This is a genomic window from Staphylococcus sp. GDY8P196P, assembly GCF_017891705.1.
Classification (GTDB): Bacteria; Bacillota; Bacilli; order Staphylococcales; family Staphylococcaceae; genus Staphylococcus; species Staphylococcus ureilyticus.
In genome coordinates this window covers 127651-146159 of the sequence record NZ_JAESJS010000017.1, presented here as the reverse complement: position 1 = coordinate 146159, position 18509 = coordinate 127651, and the positions used below count along the sequence as shown (strand labels likewise).

Annotated in this window: 16 protein-coding genes; 7 read left to right on the top strand and 9 right to left on the bottom strand. The window is 33.9% G+C overall.

Going from position 1 to position 18509, the window contains the following annotated elements; translation table 11 throughout:
- Window positions 1–165 precede the first annotated feature (165 nt).
- The 4 genes from KA814_RS09860 to KA814_RS09845 form a co-directional block, all read right to left on the bottom strand.
- A complete protein-coding gene (locus tag KA814_RS09860; protein ID WP_064209915.1) occupies window positions 166–1437 on the bottom strand; it encodes an amidohydrolase family protein in 1272 nt (423 codons plus the stop codon).
- Between the two features lie 192 nt (window positions 1438–1629).
- A complete protein-coding gene (gene pbp4, locus KA814_RS09855; RefSeq protein WP_040030581.1) occupies window positions 1630–2829 on the bottom strand; it encodes a penicillin-binding protein PBP4 in 1200 nt (399 codons plus the stop codon).
- Window positions 2830–2889: 60 nt separating this feature from the next.
- Complete coding sequence (locus KA814_RS09850) at window positions 2890–3570, bottom strand: M15 family metallopeptidase (RefSeq protein ID WP_064209916.1); 681 nt, start codon at window positions 3568–3570, stop codon at window positions 2890–2892.
- 301 nt (window positions 3571–3871) lie between these two features.
- Window positions 3872–5368 (bottom strand): glycosyltransferase, encoded by a 1497-nt coding sequence (locus KA814_RS09845; RefSeq protein WP_064209917.1) that lies wholly within the window; start codon window positions 5366–5368, stop codon window positions 3872–3874.
- Between the two features lie 290 nt (window positions 5369–5658).
- Here KA814_RS09845 and panB point away from each other — a divergent pair, with 290 nt between their 5' ends.
- Both panB and panC read left to right on the top strand, forming a co-directional pair.
- Complete coding sequence (gene panB / locus KA814_RS09840) at window positions 5659–6471, top strand: 3-methyl-2-oxobutanoate hydroxymethyltransferase (protein ID WP_064209918.1); 813 nt, start codon at window positions 5659–5661, stop codon at window positions 6469–6471.
- On the top strand, window positions 6468–7316 hold the full coding sequence (gene panC / locus KA814_RS09835) for a pantoate--beta-alanine ligase (protein ID WP_064209919.1): 849 nt from the start codon (window positions 6468–6470) through the stop codon (window positions 7314–7316). Before panB ends, panC begins: the two co-directional genes overlap by 4 nt.
- A gap of 85 nt (window positions 7317–7401) precedes the next feature.
- On the opposite strand, the gene ptsG is transcribed toward panC, so the two are convergent.
- The 3 genes from ptsG to KA814_RS09820 form a co-directional block, all read right to left on the bottom strand.
- On the bottom strand, window positions 7402–9417 hold the full coding sequence (gene ptsG / locus KA814_RS09830; RefSeq protein WP_064209920.1) for a glucose-specific PTS transporter subunit IIBC: 2016 nt from the start codon (window positions 9415–9417) through the stop codon (window positions 7402–7404).
- 180 nt (window positions 9418–9597) lie between these two features.
- A complete protein-coding gene (gene glcT, locus KA814_RS09825) occupies window positions 9598–10434 on the bottom strand; it encodes a glucose PTS transporter transcription antiterminator GlcT (protein ID WP_064209921.1) in 837 nt (278 codons plus the stop codon).
- 213 nt (window positions 10435–10647) lie between these two features.
- Window positions 10648–11607, bottom strand: a complete 960-nt coding sequence (locus KA814_RS09820; protein WP_064209922.1) for a cation diffusion facilitator family transporter — start codon at window positions 11605–11607, stop codon at window positions 10648–10650.
- Window positions 11608–11807: 200 nt separating this feature from the next.
- Between KA814_RS09820 and KA814_RS09815 the strand changes: the two genes are divergently transcribed.
- Window positions 11808–12584 carry a 3-hydroxybutyrate dehydrogenase gene (locus KA814_RS09815; RefSeq protein WP_064209923.1) on the top strand — a complete coding sequence of 259 codons (777 nt, stop codon included), beginning with the start codon at window positions 11808–11810 and terminating at the stop codon, window positions 12582–12584.
- A 341-nt stretch (window positions 12585–12925) separates the two neighbouring features.
- A complete protein-coding gene (locus KA814_RS09810) occupies window positions 12926–14344 on the top strand; it encodes an anion permease (protein WP_064209924.1) in 1419 nt (472 codons plus the stop codon).
- Between the two features lie 96 nt (window positions 14345–14440).
- Here the strand turns inward: KA814_RS09810 and KA814_RS09805 are convergent, their stop codons facing one another.
- Both KA814_RS09805 and ahlS read right to left on the bottom strand, forming a co-directional pair.
- Entirely contained in the window at window positions 14441–15568 is a 1128-nt protein-coding gene (locus KA814_RS09805) for a zinc-dependent alcohol dehydrogenase family protein (protein WP_064209925.1), read from the bottom strand.
- Between the two features lie 15 nt (window positions 15569–15583).
- Window positions 15584–16432, bottom strand: coding sequence for an AhlS family quorum-quenching N-acyl homoserine lactonase (gene ahlS, locus KA814_RS09800; RefSeq protein WP_046206906.1), 849 nt, complete (start codon window positions 16430–16432; stop codon window positions 15584–15586).
- Window positions 16433–16709: 277 nt separating this feature from the next.
- Between ahlS and KA814_RS09795 the strand changes: the two genes are divergently transcribed.
- The 3 genes from KA814_RS09795 to KA814_RS13800 all read left to right on the top strand — a co-directional run bounded on the left by KA814_RS09795 (window position 16710) and on the right by KA814_RS13800 (window position 18460).
- Window positions 16710–17663 carry an NAD(P)-dependent oxidoreductase gene (locus tag KA814_RS09795; protein ID WP_064209926.1) on the top strand — a complete coding sequence of 318 codons (954 nt, stop codon included), beginning with the start codon at window positions 16710–16712 and terminating at the stop codon, window positions 17661–17663.
- Between the two features lie 14 nt (window positions 17664–17677).
- Window positions 17678–18043: a cupin domain-containing protein gene (locus KA814_RS09790; protein WP_064209927.1), complete on the top strand. Its 366-nt coding sequence runs from the start codon at window positions 17678–17680 to the stop codon at window positions 18041–18043.
- Window positions 18044–18349: 306 nt separating this feature from the next.
- Entirely contained in the window at window positions 18350–18460 is a 111-nt protein-coding gene (locus KA814_RS13800; RefSeq protein ID WP_107365522.1) for a type I toxin-antitoxin system Fst family toxin, read from the top strand.
- Window positions 18461–18509 lie beyond the last annotated feature (49 nt).

The following is an 18509-nucleotide window of genomic DNA, read 5'->3' as shown; positions in this document are numbered from 1 at the left end:
TTTATATTTATATAAACTTTTTTACTACTAAAATATTATCTCAACGAATGGAGCGTCATTATAGTTTCATAAAATACACACTTCAATACACGCCATGAATACACAAAAAATGCTGGGACTTTCTATCGTCTCAGCATTTTATCTTATACGATGCAACTACACGTATTATTTTGTTTGGCGATCAATATCTAATGCAGTTGTATATTTCGGCTTTTCTTTTCTAAATAGATATTCACCATTACGTATCGAAGCAAGACAGTCAACACGTCGACGTTGTGCTTCAAATACATTTGGTGCGTCCAACACGATAAAGTTCGCTGGCTTACCTTCCGATAATCCATAATCCTCATCTAAATGCATTAATTTTGCACCGTTATAAGTAATTAAGTCGAAATTGCGTGGGAAATCTTCTTCTCGCATTAATTGTGTGGCATGCAAGCCATTATCTAAGATATTCATTAAATTACCCGACCCTGCTGGGTACCATAAATCGACGATTGAGTCTTGACCAAAAGCAACATTAATATCATTATCTACAAACTCTTTAACACGTGTTAAACCTCTTCTTTTTGGATAACTATCTTGCCTACCTTGTAAATATAAATTTTCGGTTGGACAAGAGACAAAGTTTAAACCTGATTGACGAAATAGACCCATCATTCGAAATGCATAAGCATCATCTGCTGAACCAAATGAGCAAGTATGTGAAGCTGTCGTAGCATTTCCATAACCTTGTTTCATCACTTCAGCATTTAATATTTCTAAGAAACGTGCTTGTACATCATCTGTTTCATCACAGTGTACATCAATTAATTTATTATATTGGATCGCAAGTCTAACGATTTCTTTAATTGATTTCGTTCCTTCTTCTAGGCTCCATTCGTTATGTGGAATACCACCGACACAATCTGCACCTAATTTTAAGGCTTCTTCAGTTAAATCACGACCCGTTTTACCTTGCGCTTCAAAAGCGTACATACCATTTTGAGGAAACGCCACGACCTGAATTGTAATATTATCTTTCAATTCATCCCTTACTTCAAGTGCTGCTTTGATGCCCGTTAAATTGGGGTCAGTACAATCCGTCTGAGCACGTATATATTGTGTACCATAGCTTGCAACGTCTTTGACTGCTTGACGCATACGTGATTTCATCTCTTCTTTTGTAGTGCCTTTTTTATAATCATTCCATAAATCAATTGCTTCAAATAACGTCCCAGATGTGTTTTTGATTTGAGTGTCTTGTCCTGTAAAATAATAATCTAGATGAAGATGCGCATCTACATATGGTGGCAAGACCAAAGCGCCTCCTAAATCAATTACTTCATCCGCTTCACCAAGGTTCTTTCCAAATGTTTTAAACTTACCGTTTTCCACTAAAATTTCTGAAGCTTCATCATACTTATAAATTGATGCATTAATGAATTTTTTACGCATTCATAAAACCTCCTATACACTTCTACCATAAGCCTTAATACATGTATAAGCAATGATTACCCAGTGAATATGTTTGCAATGAATACCAACTTAATAGATTGAACTTAATTAACAACAAAAAATCTGCTGACACACGTCACACAATCGTGGTATCAGCAGATAAATTGAATGATTTAATTAGAAATATACAGATTATATTTGTGACATTTTATGCGCATCTTTGCTAAACAAATTTTTGAAAAATGCAGTAAATTTATTGTCTTCTTTTTTAACTGTAGCATCTACTTGGGGGGCATGCGAACCTTTCATAAATTGACGCTTATATGCCACATATACCTTGCCTTCTTTATTCACATTAAACTTTAAATGATCCATTTTTTTAGGAACTACATCATATAAATCCTGCTTAACTTGGTACGTTTTTCCGTTAATTTCGTGTTCGCCTTCACTTAATACTTTTCGGTATTCATATTTTTTAAATTGTTTATTAATAAGCGCATTGGCAATTTTATGGCGTTCATTTTTAGCTTTCATACTTGGATATGGCTTCACGTTGAGAATCGCTTCATTGAGACGTAAACCATTGCGTTTACCTGTTAACGCTAAACTATAACCTTCATCGCTTGTTCCAGTTTTCAATCCATCTGCACCTTTTAATTCAAATCGTTGTCCCTTTAAAGAAAGATTTTTTGTTTTTAAATTTGTTCCAAATTGTTTATCTGTCGTTTTAGAACTATATTTTAATATTTTAGGATGATCTTTTAATAAATGTTGCATTAGAATGGTCATATCATCTGCAGTAGTTTGTGTTTTACGTTCTTTTTGATATTGCTTGGGTGCATATTGTTGCAAAAGATGGTTGTCAGCACCTGTAGGATTCACAAAACGCGTATGATTCATACCGAGTTTTTTTGCCTTGTGGTTCATTTCATCTGTAAATTTTGATGTTGAACCACTCACCTTTTCCCCTAGAATTAGTGTCGCTGCATTGCTCGACTCTAAAGTAATTTGTCTAAGAAATTGATTAATAGAGTATGACTTTCCTCTCTCTAAAGGAACACTAGCCAAATCAGGTAATACAGACATTTTTTCATAATCAGAAGTGATTTTTATTTTGTCTGTAGGTTTTATATCTCCGTTTTCGATTGCATCCAATGTCAAATACATCGTCATCATTTTAGTCAACGAAGCCGGATCCGTTACTTTTTCAGCTTTATCTTGATATAAAATTTGACCTGTTTGTGCTGTCACACTAACACTTTCTGGTTTATATTGTGTACTTTGCTTAGAACTCGGTGATTTTTCTGTTTCAGCAGTTATTGTCGTTGTTGGTGCAATAACAGTTAAAGTGAGCAACCAACTTAGCATCACCACACTTAATTTCTTAAACAATGATGACCATTCCTCTCTAAAAATTTATATTAACTAATCAAGCACATTTCGAATTTGATCTTATTTTTTTGGATATAGATCTAAGTACTCTTCTAATGTTTCATTACTTTTATATAATTTTTTAGCTGTATCTTTTCCAACATACCTGATATGCCACGGTTCATATTGGTATCCCGTAATATGTGTTTTATTCTTGGGATATCTGATGATAAAACCGTACTTGTAAGCATTGTCTTTGAGCCACTGACCTTCCTCGGTATTACCAAAAGAAGTTTTAAAGTTGGTGTCTGTATTCTCAGAAACAATGTCGTATGTCAGTCCAGTTTGATGTTCAGAATGTCCTGGTTTCGCACTATATTTATTGGCTGCTTTTTCTCCATCTCTTTGAACATATTGGTCAAATAACTGCTCTTGACTTTGATAACTTCTGAAACCACTAGCGTTTGATAATTGAAATCCTTGTTTATTACCATCATTTAAAAGTTTCTGTAATGCATGACGTGCTTTTTTATTTTCTCCAGGGTTAAAATGTTCTGGTAACGAAATATCTTTGTTCACAATTAAAATATCATCAATATACGTTACACCATGCTTCACTTCTTTGTGATGCTTATTTTCACTATTGCTACTTTGCTGTTTTTCATGATTTTTACTGTCTTTATGTTCAGCTTCATTTTCTTGAGCAGAACATCCAACTAAGACTAAACACAACATGATAATCAATAATTTAAATTTATTCATTGTTACTCCTTTTTAAAAAGTATAATCAAAACAAATATTGACGAACAATAAAATAGTTTAAAAAACAATTGCAATTAACATTAATATAACACGCTGTATATAAGAGACAAGTATTTTATTCAATTTATTAATATTTTAAATCACAACGACCAACCTTCAAATGGATAATAACAAAATAAAAACAGTGACACTGCTTTGATTAAGCAATGACAACTGTTTTTTCGTATATGTTTTATTTTGTAAAATATGCAGCAGAAACATACTGATTAATATATGATAAAGAGAGACGGAAAAAATTTTATTATTTAGTATACCCGATGTCTTGAAATAGTTTTTTATAATTTTCTACAGCTTTATCATGACTAAGTTCGGGTCTAGTCTGTACGTTATTAAATGGCTCATCGATGATTTTAGCCATACAGTCAGCAAACGCTTTAATATTATCTGGCTCAACGAGATAACCATTCACACCATGATTTATAATCTCTGACGGTCCATATCTCACATCATAAGCAATTACTGGACAACCCACTTCGATACTCTCCATGACAGTTAAACCAAATCCTTCAAATTTACTTGTTAAAAGTGAGGCTTTTGATTGTTGAAATTCTCTCAAAGGATTATTCGTAAAAGCGTTGATTTCTACTTGATCCTGAATGCCAAATTGCTCAATTAAATCCAACAACACTTTTTTCTGTCCATCTTCATCCATACCAAATATGGATAATTTCGTATCATAGCCATAATCTAAAAATTGCTTATACGCTTTAATTAAATGGTCTACTTGTTTTTGAAAACCTAATCTACCTATAAAAACAAAGCGATCTAACTTATTTTCGTTTGCAAGTGATTTATAAGTTTTAATCGAATGTGGTATTACTGATAATTGTCTTTCATCTAGTGGTACTTGGCTAAAAATATCTTCTTTTTGCTTTTCAGTTAATATTAAATATTTTTCTACTTTTTCAGAATGATTGAGCGCAAATTTATATGAACCTTTCATTTGTTGTCCATTCAAATGACTATTATGAAAAACTAAAATATTTTTAGTCGCATGTTTTTGATTTAATAATGGTTCATCTAAAAGTCTGGCATCATTAAATACTACATCATCTTCACTGAACTGATGGTCGAAATAATATTTAAATAATGCTTTTTCACTATTAAAGGATAAGTAAGGTCTATCATCTTTATAAAGTTGGATATAATCTAAACTTTCTCTCTCTGTATTAAAAAATTTTTTACAGTATATAGCTCCGTATGTATCAAAATAAACTTCACATAATTTCGAAAAAGGTTTATGCGTGTAATAAATTTTTCTATGCAATTGACCAAATTCATTATATTCCCAACGTTCTAACCGTTTTTTACTAATAGATGACATAAAATCTTCAAGTTGAACTATATTGCTATTGTCATAATATTTTCTGTACAATACATAATTATTATTTTTGTAATATCTCATAACATTTCCATCTTTAAAACTTTTACTTTCCAACCCTTCGAGTTCACGGTCCATCGTTTGATACTTTGGTTGCTTTTTAAATTTAGTCTTTGGCGTTTCTAATAGTTTGAAACCACTCAGCCAATCATATAAATTTTCAAATTCTGTATGTTCTGTCACCTTTCCTTCATTTATAAACTTTTCATAAACAGATGGATAATTGGCATTATAATTCGTTGTTAAAATTTTACTTTTGATTCCCAATTCACTATCTATTAATTTTATTCGGCTTAGCAATGCTTTAGTTCTGCCTCCATGTACTGGTGGTAATGTGCTCGTTATTGTATAAATCATGATTTCCCCTCATTCTCATCCCTGAAGTCTATTATTGATATCATTTGCTTTAATAAATTTTAAAACTAATAATTTATATTGTGTATTTTACTTATTATTTACTATTTATTATAAACTAATATGTATTACACACCTAATATTATTTGCAATTTAGTCGATTTTGCTCGTAGAAAACATTTTAATTTATTTATCAAGTATAAAAAGTTGTATTAAATTAATTTTATTTTTTGAATACATTCGTTAATATATGATTAAATATAAAAATATTGAGACAACGGAGTTGAGTTTAATTGTTAACATTAAAACATTTAATTGATATGAAACAGCACGCAAATAAAATTTCAATGGTTACAGCTTATGACTATCCTAGTGCAAAACAAGCAGAATCTGCACAAATCGATACCCTTTTAGTTGGTGATTCTTTAGGTATGACTGTCTTAGGTTATGAAAGTACAGTTCAAGTAACAATGTCAGATATGATCCATCACGCGAAAGCTGTGCGACGTGGTGCCCCTAATACATTTATGGTTGTTGATGTTCCTTTTGGCGCTGTTGGCATCAGCGAACACTCTGATTTAGAAAATGCTATAGATTTATACAAACAAACTAACGCAAATGCAATCAAAGTTGAAGGTGCACATTTAATTGATTTTATAAAAAATTGTAATCACATTGGTCTACCAGTCGTTTCACATTTAGGACTTACACCACAAAGCGTTGGTATTACTGGGTACAAGATGCAAGCCAACACAAAAGAAACAGCACAGCAACTCATAAATGATGCTTACGCTGTACAACAAGCTGGCGCCATTATGCTCGTTTTAGAAGCTGTTCCGAGTGATTTAGCTGCACAAATCACCAAAAATTTAGACATCCCAGTGATTGGTATAGGAGCAGGTAAGGATACTGATGGACAAGTATTGGTTTATCATGATGTGCTGAACTATGAAGTGCCACACCAAGCTAAATTCGTCAAGCAATATGGAGACTTTTCCAGCGGCATCACAGCTTTAATGCAGTATCATCAAGAAGTCAAAAACGAAATATTTCCTGATGAATCACATACGTATAAAAAACAAATTATGGATGAGGTATCAGAATGACAACATTAATTACATCTATTCAAGAAATGAGTAAACTAAGTGCAAATTTAATAGAAAATAATCAGTCCATCGGCTTTGTTCCAACCATGGGTGCTTTACACGAAGGCCATTTGGAAATGATGTCACAATCCGTAATGGAAAATGATGTTACAATCATCAGCATTTTTGTAAATCCACTACAGTTTGGACCAAATGAAGATTTTGATGCATATCCTAGGAATATAGACCAAGATAAAATTAAAGCAGCATCGGTTGGTGTAGACTATATCTTTTATCCTGAAGCAGAAGAGATGTACCCAGAAGAACCTACGATAAAGTTAAATGCTGGTAAGCTCGCCACTGTTTTAGAAGGTGCACAACGTCCTGGCCATTTCAATGGTGTCATCACAGTTGTTAACAAGTTATTTAACATTATTCGCCCACAACGTGCGTATTTCGGCAAAAAAGATGCACAGCAACTAGCTATCGTCGAAAAGATGGTCATGGATTTTAATCATCCAATAGACATCATTGGTGTTAATACAGTACGCGAATCTGATGGTCTCGCTAAAAGTTCACGCAACGTTTATTTGACGCATACAGAACGACAAGAAGCGCCTGCACTATATAAAAGCTTACAGTTAGCAAACGAACAATATCTTCAAGGAGAGCGTAATAGTGCCAAATTAATAGACACAGCTAAAACATATATTGAACAGCATACATCCGGTAACATAGAAACGGTAGCTATATATAGTTATCCAGAATTAGAAGCAATCACACGCATTAAAGGAAAAATTTTCATTTCACTAGCTGTAAAATTCAGCAAAGCACGTTTAATAGATAATATGATTATCGGAGATTAATTGATTGAATGATAAGATTAATACTGTTTTTCTACAAAAAACCTCTTAATTACACGATATTGTGAATTAAGAGGTTTTATATATATTATAATTTAATTAACACTTCTCCTGTGTCGACTGCACCGTCATGTGTTGTTTTAATCTCGTGTTCTCCAGAATTAGTTACGATAATCGGCGTAATGTCACTTTTTGCATGTGTTTTAATATAGTCTAAATCTACAGTCATAAGTAATTGACCTTTTACAATCGTGTCTCCAGAATCTACATGTACTGTAAAACCTTCTCCTTGCAATCCAACAGTTTCTAAACCAAAGTGTATTAACACTTCTACACCTGATTCAGATTTTAAACCTATCGCATGTTTGGTAGGGAAGACTAACTCTACTGTGCCATCAAACGGTGCCACAACCTCTCCATTATCTGGATAAATCGCAAGACCATCACCCATTAATTTATCACTAAATACTTGGTCTGGTACTTCATCCAACGGTACTGTACGACCTTTAAGTGGTGCATAAATCGTTTCACCTTCAACTGTAACTGATTCATTCATCGCTTCACTTTCAATCGTTGTCTCTTCTGGTTTTGTGATATTACCAGCGATAATTTGTGCCATATCATGCTTAATTTGATCTGATTTCGGCCCAAAAATCGCCTGCATATTATTGCCTACTTCTAGTACGCCTGAAGCACCTAGTTGTTTCAAACTTTCAACATCTACTTGAGATTTTTCATTAACTTCTACTCTTAAACGTGTAATACATGCGTCAAGATGTTTAATATTTTCTTTTCCACCCATTGCATCTAAAACTTTAAATGGTAACTCACTTACTGATACAGAATTATTTTGCATTTCTTTATCTTCTCTACCAGGCGTTTTATAATTTAATTTTTTGATAATAAATCTAAATATAAAGTAATAAAGTATTGCATAGACTATGCCTACTGGAATAACAAGCCACCAAGCTGTCTTATTAGGTAAGATGTTCAACAGTAAGAAATCAATAAATCCACCTGAGAAAGTATAGCCTAAATGTACATTCAATAAGTACATAATTAAGAAGCCAAAGCCGTCTAGCACTGCATGAATAAAGAACAAGAGCGGTGCTACAAATAAGAACGAAAATTCTAACGGTTCTGTTATACCTGTAAGAAATGATGTTAAGGCACCTGATAACATCAAACCACCAACCACTTTACGATTTTCTTTCTTTGCCGAATGATAAATTGCTAGAGCAGCAGCAGGTAGTCCAAACATCATTACCGGAAATTCCCCACCCATAAATTTACCAGCTGTCAGTGGTACGTTTTCAGTGATTTGAGCAATAAAAATTCGCTGGTCTCCATGAATAATTTGTCCAGCCGCATTTTTAAAACTTCCAAATTCAAACCAGAACGGTGCATGAAAAATATGATGTAAACCAAATGGTATTAACAAACGTTTAATAAAGCCAAATAAGAATACGGCTATACCTGTATTAGATTCTAAGAGACCTTCACTGAATGCATTTAAACCATATTGAATGGTTGGCCAAATCCACGCCATCGGAAATGCAAGAATGAAAGAACACGTTGCCATCATAATCGGTACAAAGCGTTTACCAGCGAAAAACCCTAAATAACTTGGCAATGAAATATTATAGAATTTGTTATAACACCATGCAGCCAACGCCCCAATGATAATCCCTCCAAACACACCTGTCTGTAAGGTAGGTATGCCTAGTACATTTGCATAACCACTAGCAGCATCACTGACATTATCTGATGTAATACCTAAAAATGCACCCATGGTTTTATTCATAATCATAAACCCTACAAATGCAGCAATCGCAGCAACACCATCTCCGCCAGCTAAACCGATAGCCACGCCTAATGCAAAAATCATAGGTAAATTATCGAAAATAACAACCCCTGCGCCTTCCATCATTTGAGCAACATGTTGAAATCCATCTGCTTTAATAAATGGGAGATAAGATTGTAAAACGTCTCCTTGTAAAACTGTCCCAAAAGCTAATAACAAACCGGCTGCTGGTAGAATGGCCACAGGTAACATCAAAGCCTTACCTATACGTTGAAGCTGACCAAAAAATTTCTTCCACATAATATATCCTCCATTTTCAAGAAACTATGTAACGTTCATGTACAAAACATAATATATTATAAGTCCCTTTATTTTTCGTCAAAACAAGATCAAAGGCACAAAAAAAGGCATGAGTAAATAAACTGAGCTTTTGCTCTGTCTAAGTACTCATGCCTGATCGAATCAGTTACACGTGCTTATTTATTGTTGTGTTAAGTGGTTGATATGTAATGTTAAATAAATAACTTCTGCTTCATATACCGTGACACCTAACTGTTTTTGCATCATTTTCATTATTTTGACAGCAACATTATAGCACAGCGGATAATGCGCTTTCAACATCTTTTCAAATTCAGTTTGCGACTTGATCGTTTCCCCTATACTCAGTCTTCTAATTAAAAATTGAATATGTCTAATAAATCTTTGATATTGTACAGACGTCGTATCAATAGATTGGTGTAAATCATGCTCCACAATTTGAATACATTTACTGATTAAATCATTAATTTTATTCATTTCGCTCATTGTTAGCTTTTCCATATTAGACGCAATATGTAATGCTATAAACCCAACCTCATCTTCTGGAAATTGAAGTGACAATACTGAATTGAGTTTATAGATAACTGAAGCAGCTATTTTATAAGCTTCAGGGTATAGATGTCTCGTTTCGATTGCAAAAGGGTTATTAATATATTGATTTTGCATGAGTCGTTTATATGCAAATATAATGTGATCCGTTAACGCTACAATTAAGCGATTATCATCAATTTCTAAATCTGTATTAGTAATCATATTAATCGCTTCAATAATCGCTTGAATGACAGAATCATCGGCATGTTCAATAAGTGCTTTATAATGTTCTTGTTGCTTTTTCTGTTCTAGCGCATAAACTTTTTCTATCATTGTCTCATCATCTACAACCATCCCTGGTCTCTTATTGAACCCGATTCCTTTGCCAATAAGTACCACTTCACGCTCTTGATGCATACAAATAATAACATTATTGTTTAATGGTTTTGTAATTTGATATTGACCCATCATATACACCTTTCTAAGTTATTGCTTAAAATTATATAGCGTATTTTAATAAATTAAAACTAAGAAGATGTAGCTCTTTCAAATTAATCATATTTTATAAAAAAGATGGTGTTTTTCTCTATCGTGATAATGAAAGCTTATTTAAATTTTATATTTCTCTCTGTCTATATAATCATACATTCAACAAATTAAATTTCTACAAACACTGAATAGTTATGATTTCAAATTTTCATAATATATCTTAGAATGACTATTGATGCTAAGGTTTTCAATTTGTAACGTTGTGTGCTTGATATTGTATTTATTTTCCAATAATTTAGAAACATTATTTATGGCATTAAATGATTCATCCTCAGATGGAGCACTTAGTACAACATGGGCACTTAAAGAAAAGTGTTCCGTGGTTATACTCCACAAATGAAATTCATGAACATCATCAATCCCTTTTATACTTTTCATATCAGCAATTAATTTATCTATATCGAACTTTTCAGGCACAGCTTCCATCAATACAAACCAAGCATTTTTAGCAATTTTCCATCCACCACGTAATATAATTAAGGAAATGATGATACTGATGATTGGATCTATCATCTGCCATCCTGTTATGTGGATTAACACGACAGCAACGATAACACCGATTGAGTTTAATAAATCCCCCATAAAGTGCCATAATGCGCTTTGAACATTGATATTGTCTTCCTGTTTTAAAGAACGTACAAGCACGATTGTCAAAACGATATTAACGAATAAACCAATCGTGGCTATGATAACCATAACACCACTTTCAATTGGTTGTTGATAAATCATACGCTTAACTGCTTCATACAGTATCCATAATGAAATAATCATTAATGCTAAACCATTTAAAAAAGCAGCTAATATTTCTAATCTCAGATAACCAAATGTAAAACGTGACGTAGGCTTTTTCGTTGCAAAATATATCGCAACCATAGACAAACTTAATGCGATAACATCACTTAACATATGAAACGAATCAGATAACAATGCTAAAGAATTTGAAAGTATGGCACCGACAAACTCTACTATGGTAAATATCAGTGTAATAATAAATGTTATCCACAGTGTTAATTTAGAGTTTTGTTGCTTTTTCCGATGATCAACGTGATGAAAATATTCTCTCCTACTCAATAACTTTAGCCTCCTATTCATTTTAACTACACTAAATTATACCTTCTTTCTAAAATGAATTATACTATTATTTTATATTAAAATATAAATATTATTTAATTGTTCGACTTTCTATAATCAAACTCCCCCAAAAAAGAACATATATAGCACAATTAAACCCTTTATTTTACTAATCCATTGAACAAATGTAAGCTAAATATGATAAAAAGGGAGGCAAACATATGTTAAAAGACAAAATCGCAATTATTTCAGGTGCAGCGAGTGGCATTGGGTTGGAAATTGCTCAGGTGTTTTTAAATGAAGGTGCAAAAGTTGTATTTACCGATATTAATCAAGATGCATTAAATCGTGCAGTTGAATCATTTAAATCAAACGGCTTTGATTGTATTGGTGTTACCGCGGATGTTTCTAATGAAAAAGATGTAGAAGCATTAGTAGATAAAACCGTAAAACAGTATGGACAGATTGATATTTTAATTAACAACGCAGGTCTTCAAAACGTGGCAAATATTGAAGATTTTCCAACTGATAAATTCAAACAAATGATAGATATTATGCTAGTTGGTACTTTTATTATGACAAAGCATGTACTTCCGCTAATGAAGCAACAACAATACGGACGAATTTTAAACATGTCTTCTATCAACGGACTTGTAGGATTTTCTGGCAAATCTGCTTATAACAGTGCCAAACACGGCATCATTGGTCTAACAAAAGTTACAGCTTTAGAGGCAGCCGAAGATGGTGTGACAGTCAATGCGATCTGTCCTGGATACATTGATACACCACTCGTTCGAGGCCAAATGAATGACCTTGCCAAAACAAGAAATGTGAGTGTTGAACAAGTATTAGAAGACGTACTATTCCCACTCATTCCACAAAAACAACTTATAAATATTCAAGAAGTTGCTGATTATGCTGTATTCATTGCTAGCGATAAAGCTCAAAGTGTCACTGGACAAGCAATCGTAATTGACGGCGGCTATACAGCACAATAATTTTTAACAATTACAAAGACGATTGCTTTATTTAAAATTTGTAAAGCAGTCGTCTTTTTATAATATATATGAGCATGAGCGCACAGTACGCGCAGACAAACCGAAGACTTCCTGAGTGTGTAAACCCCATATTAGCTCTGTTCCCATGATCAATTTTCGTATAATTACATAAACTGATTTCTAGTTTTTCTAATATACCTCAAAACTTCGAATAATTTGATTCACAAAATGAATCATTCAGTATTTAATTGTCTATAACCTTTTTTCTTTACATCTCTTTTTTATAAGTATAAATTGATAACTGTAGTAAGTAACCTGTATGGAAAGAAGGAAATTGTAGTATGCAAAACTCAATAAAGTACCGTAAATTCATTTTACCTTTAGTGATCGGTATACTTATTTGGCTGCTCACCCCTTTCAAACCAGATTCACTTAGTATACAAGCTTGGTATATGTTTGCTATTTTTGTGGCAACGATCATTGCTTGTATCACACAACCAATGCCTATTGGAGCTGTATCTATACTAGGTTTTACTGTCATGGTAATTACAGGCGTCTCTGATATAAAAAATGCCGTACAAGGTTTTGGCAATAATAGTATTTGGCTCATTGTCATAGCTTTTTTTATTTCAAGAGGCTTTGTGAAGACAGGCTTAGGACGACGTATCGCATTACAATTCGTTAATCTTTTTGGTAAAAAGACCTTGGGACTCGCGTACTCACTCGTAGGCGTAGATCTTATATTAGCACCGGCAACACCGAGTAATACTGCACGTGCAGGTGGTATTATGTTCCCAATTATTAAATCTTTATCTGAATCATTTGGCTCAGACCCAAAAAAAGGTACAGAAAGAAAAATGGGTGCTTTTCTAATTTTCACTGAATTTCAAGGTAATTTAATTACTGCTGCAATGTTTTTAACTGCGATGGCTGGTAATCCGCTCGCACAAAACCTTGCAGAAAGCACTGCGAATATACATATAACATGGATGAACTGGTTCTTAGCTGCACTTGTGCCAGGCTTGATTTCTTTGATCATAGTACCGTTCATTATTTATAAAATATATCCACCCAGTATTAAAAAAACACCAAATGCTAAAAACTGGGCACATAAAGAATTAATGAAAATGGGTAAAATATCCATTCCAGAAAAATTTATGATTGCTATTTTTATCATAGCACTCGCTTTATGGATTACTGGAAGTGTCATTCAAATAGATGCTACATTAACAGCATTTATTGCACTTTCACTCTTACTCATTACAGGCGTTTTAAATTGGAAAGATATTTTAAATGAAACTGGCGCCTGGAACACATTAATTTGGTTTTCAGTGCTTGTATTAATGGCTGATCAACTTAATAAACTGGGCTTTATCCCTTGGTTAAGTAAGTTAATTGCATCCAGCTTAGGTAATTTTAGTTGGCCAATCGTGCTCATATTATTAATTGTTTTCTATTTTTATTCACACTATCTTTTTGCAAGCGCAACGGCACATGTTAGTGCGATGTATGCTGCACTATTAGGAGTCGCTGTCGCCGCTGGTGCACCGCCATTACTCAGCGCTTTAATATTAGGTTTCTTCGGTAACCTATTAGCTTCAACAACACATTATAGTAGCGGTCCTGCACCGATACTATTTTCTGCTGATTATATAAGCCAAAAACGTTGGTGGACAATGAATTTTATTCTCGGTATTGTTTACTTTATCGTTTGGATTGGCATAGGATCAATTTGGATGAAAATGATTGGTATCATGTAATATGAACTCACAACGTTTTTCTATTATAAAAAGGTTAAGTTGTTTGTTGGTTTTACGCGCAACTTAACCTTTGTTTTATATATTTTGAATTATTAATTAAGACATTTTGATAATAATTCTACCGGCATCGCCATTTGCTAACTGATCAAAACCTTTATTAATCTGATCTAATGAGATGACATCACTGATTAATGGATCAATATTAAGTCTGTTTTGACGATATAAGCTCACAAATCTTGGTATATCACGGTCAGGAACACAACTTCCCACATATGAACCTTTAATCGTCCTCTCTTCAGCAGCTAACGTTACTTGTGGAAATGAAAATTCTGCTTTTGGATCAGGTAAACCTGTGGTCACTGTTGAACCACCTCGTTTTGTTATCGCGTATGCTACTTGCATTGCAGGTACTACACCTGCTGTTTCAAACACGTATTCAGCGCCACCTGTTACATATGTTTTAACATCATCAATCACATTTTCATCACTTGAGTTAAACACTGCTGTTGCACCTAAAGTTTTAGCAATTTCAAATTTATCTTCGTTAATATCTAAAGCAATAATCTCATTAGCACCAGCCAGTCTCGCACCTATTATAGCATTGAGTCCAATGCCACCAAGACCCACTACCGCTACGTTACTCCCCGGTCTAATCTGAGCTGTATTTATAACAGCACCTATGCCTGTAATGACAGCACAACCAAACACTGCTGCTCTTTCATAAGGAATTTCTGGATCTATTTTAACTATTGAATTTTCTGAGACAACAGCATATTCTGAAAATCCAGAAACACCTAAATGATGATGTATGACATCTTTTTCTTTAGATAGTCGGAACCCACCTTCTATCATCTCACCTTTCTCATTGGAAGCTGCACCATTTTCACATAATGCAGGTCTTCCTTCACGACATGGTATACATTTACCGCAACTAGGGATAAAAGTACAGACAACGTGATCTCCAACTTCAAAATCACTAACACCTTCACCTAGTTCTATAATTTCACCTGCAGCTTCATGGCCAAGCGCCATAGGCATTGGTCTTGGACGACTACCATTAATCACTGACAAATCAGAGTGACATAAACCCGCGACATGAATTTTAATTAGCACTTCATTTTGTTTAGGGGCGTCAAGATTTAAAGTTTCTATTTTTAAAGGCTTCATTTTTTCATATGGCCCTTCAACACCCATTTCATATAATACTGCAGCTTTTGTTTTCATTGCTTCACACATCCTTTACTCATAATAACCATCCGTAGACTTTCTAAAAGATTCAAATTGATTACCATCATGGCCAAACCAAATCTCTGCGTTCTTTTCTTGAGCAAGGCGCTTAATATATTCCACTGAATTTGCCCAACCAACCGAATCATAAAGAATACCAGGTGGTTGTAATTTAGGTTCCATACTTTCTTGTGTATAAATAGCATCAGAGGCTAAGATGAGTGTTCCTAACTCTTCAGTTTCAATTTCCAAACCAATCATTCCCCAGGCATGTCCACTACCAAAGTTAAGTACTTTCACACCATCTACAAGGTTTAGATGTGCTTGATCTCGCGCTATAGTTTGCCAAGTCAAATCACTTTTAATCCAAGCATCGATATCACTCCAAATGTACGCACCTTCTTGTTGATTACGCGCATAGCACTTCATTGCACCACTGAATTCATCATCGTGAACAATTACAGTTGCGTTTGTAAAATATTCTAAACAACCAGCATGATCAAGATGTAAATGGGAAGCTACTACTATATCCACATCTTTAGGATCGACACCTAATTGTTCTAGTCTATTTGGTAAGTGGCATGATTCATCAGAAAAATAAGGGAAAGCTTTTTGTGTTGCATTAATCCATCGTCCTTCTTCGCCCATTGAATTCGGATTACAAGCAGTATCAAATAATATCTTAGCATCAGGATGATCTATAAAAACGGTATAAATAGGAAATTCATGTAGTTCATTTTCTTTATTTGGATTATCTAATGTCGCTTGGTTTGAATTTGCAATCATTAAATTTTTATCCATTTTCATTCGCCCATTATCCAACACATATATTTTCATACGGTCTTTTTTTATATTCACCATACCAATCACCTCTTAGTATAATATTACACTAAAATGTAAGGGTTTTCCATAAATATACTAATACTTGCACTCAACACTTATATAAAAATGAATTATTATATTTTCACTTGAAATTCAATCAACTTTCGACACTTTTCTACGTACAAATGCAGTTTGTCCATATCACACAAAACACACAATACACTTTGGCACTTTTTACATACCCAAAACACCAAATAGTGTTAAACTTAAATTAAGTATTGTGAATATTTTCACATAATAGGAGGAGACGATTTTTATGAAGAAGATTTTTATCGCAGGTGCTATCCCAGAAGCTGGGCTTAATCAACTTGAACAACATTTTGACGTTGATATGTATACTGGTGAAACGCTAATTTCCGAAGCATTATTAATAGAAAAAATTAAAGACGTTGATGCATTAATCACTTTATTATCTACTAACGTGAGCCGAAAAGTTATTGAAACTGCACCAAAATTAAAAATCATAGCTAACTACGGTGCTGGTTTTAATAATATTGATATTGAAGCTGCGCGTGAACACGATATCAATGTGACAAACACACCCATTGCTTCAACCAATTCAACTGCAGAGTTAACAATGGGTATTTTACTTGCTGTTGCAAGACGAATTCCTGAAGGAGATCAACTTTGCCGTAATAAAGGATTTAACGGTTGGTCACCGTTATTCTTTAGAGGACGTGAAGTATCTGGTAAAACAATTGGTATTATAGGATTAGGCGAAATTGGTACTGCCGTTGCAAGACGTGCTAAAGGTTTTGATATGAATGTGCTTTATTCAGGTCCTAAACGTTATGAAGATAAAGAAGCTGAATTAAATGCAGAATATGTTTCACAAGACGAACTTTTAAAACGTTCAGACTTTGTAACTTTGAACTGTGCATATAATGAAAAGTTAAAGCACATGATTGACTATAATGCGATCAAAAAAATGAAACCAACTTCATATTTAATCAACGCATCAAGAGGTCCAATTGTTTATGAAGAAGAATTAGTAAAAGCCCTAGAAGAAGGTATTATTGAAGGTGCAGCACTTGATGTGTTTGAGTTTGAACCGAAAATTACTGAAGCACTGAAATCAATGAAAAACGTAGTTATCACACCACATATTGGCAATGCGACATTCGAGGCAAGAGACATGATGGCTGATATTACAGCATCTAACGTAGTTAAGCAACTGAGCGGTGAACAACCAAACTATATTGTAAACTGACAGGAGTGAGAAATATGTCACAAACATCCAATCGCTTTTTTAAAATAAATGAGTTACAACATTTTTCTGACGATGCAGCGAAAAAAACCATATTTTATGAAACGCGACATTCAGCTGGTGCGGTTTGGTGTCTTAAACCAGGACAATCATTACCTTGTCACACACATAAAGATGCAGATGATGTTTGGATTGTACTACAAGGCGAAGGCACATTTTTCACAAATGATAATGAACAAAAACCCATTAAAGCCGGAGATATATTCGTTTCATTCCCAGGAGATGCGCACGGCATGACCAACACTGGCGATGAAGACTTTGTCATGTTAGGTTTTGCTACACCAATGCCATTGGACTTCAATCCATATAACTGTGCACAATAAGTGCGACATATTTTAAATATTATAAAACCAAAACCACCTGCTTGCGGGTGGTTTTCTTTTGGGCTATGAGCCTGATTTAGTTGTTAGACTCTTAAGTGGTATTGGATTAATTTTAATAACCTTTATATTCTTTAACATGTTTTTCTTGATCTTGTATATATTTCTATTGTTGTTTCATTTATCCCTTACTTTACTAGCATCATTCAACTTGTGGGAAGTAGATGTGCTTACATAGTTACCAATGATATAAAAATGAAGTCGCCTATCTCTCAGGCGTCAATTGACGTAGGGAGGAGGTGCGTATCAATGTTCGAAGCTTTTGTTCACATCACGACCACAGTCATCAGTGGTTGTATCGTTACTTTATTTGCGTATTGGCTGCGTATTGGCTGCGTAATCGTAACGATAAGTAAATAGGCGACTAGTCACACCAAAAAATCCCTTCACTACTGGCATAGTGAGGGGA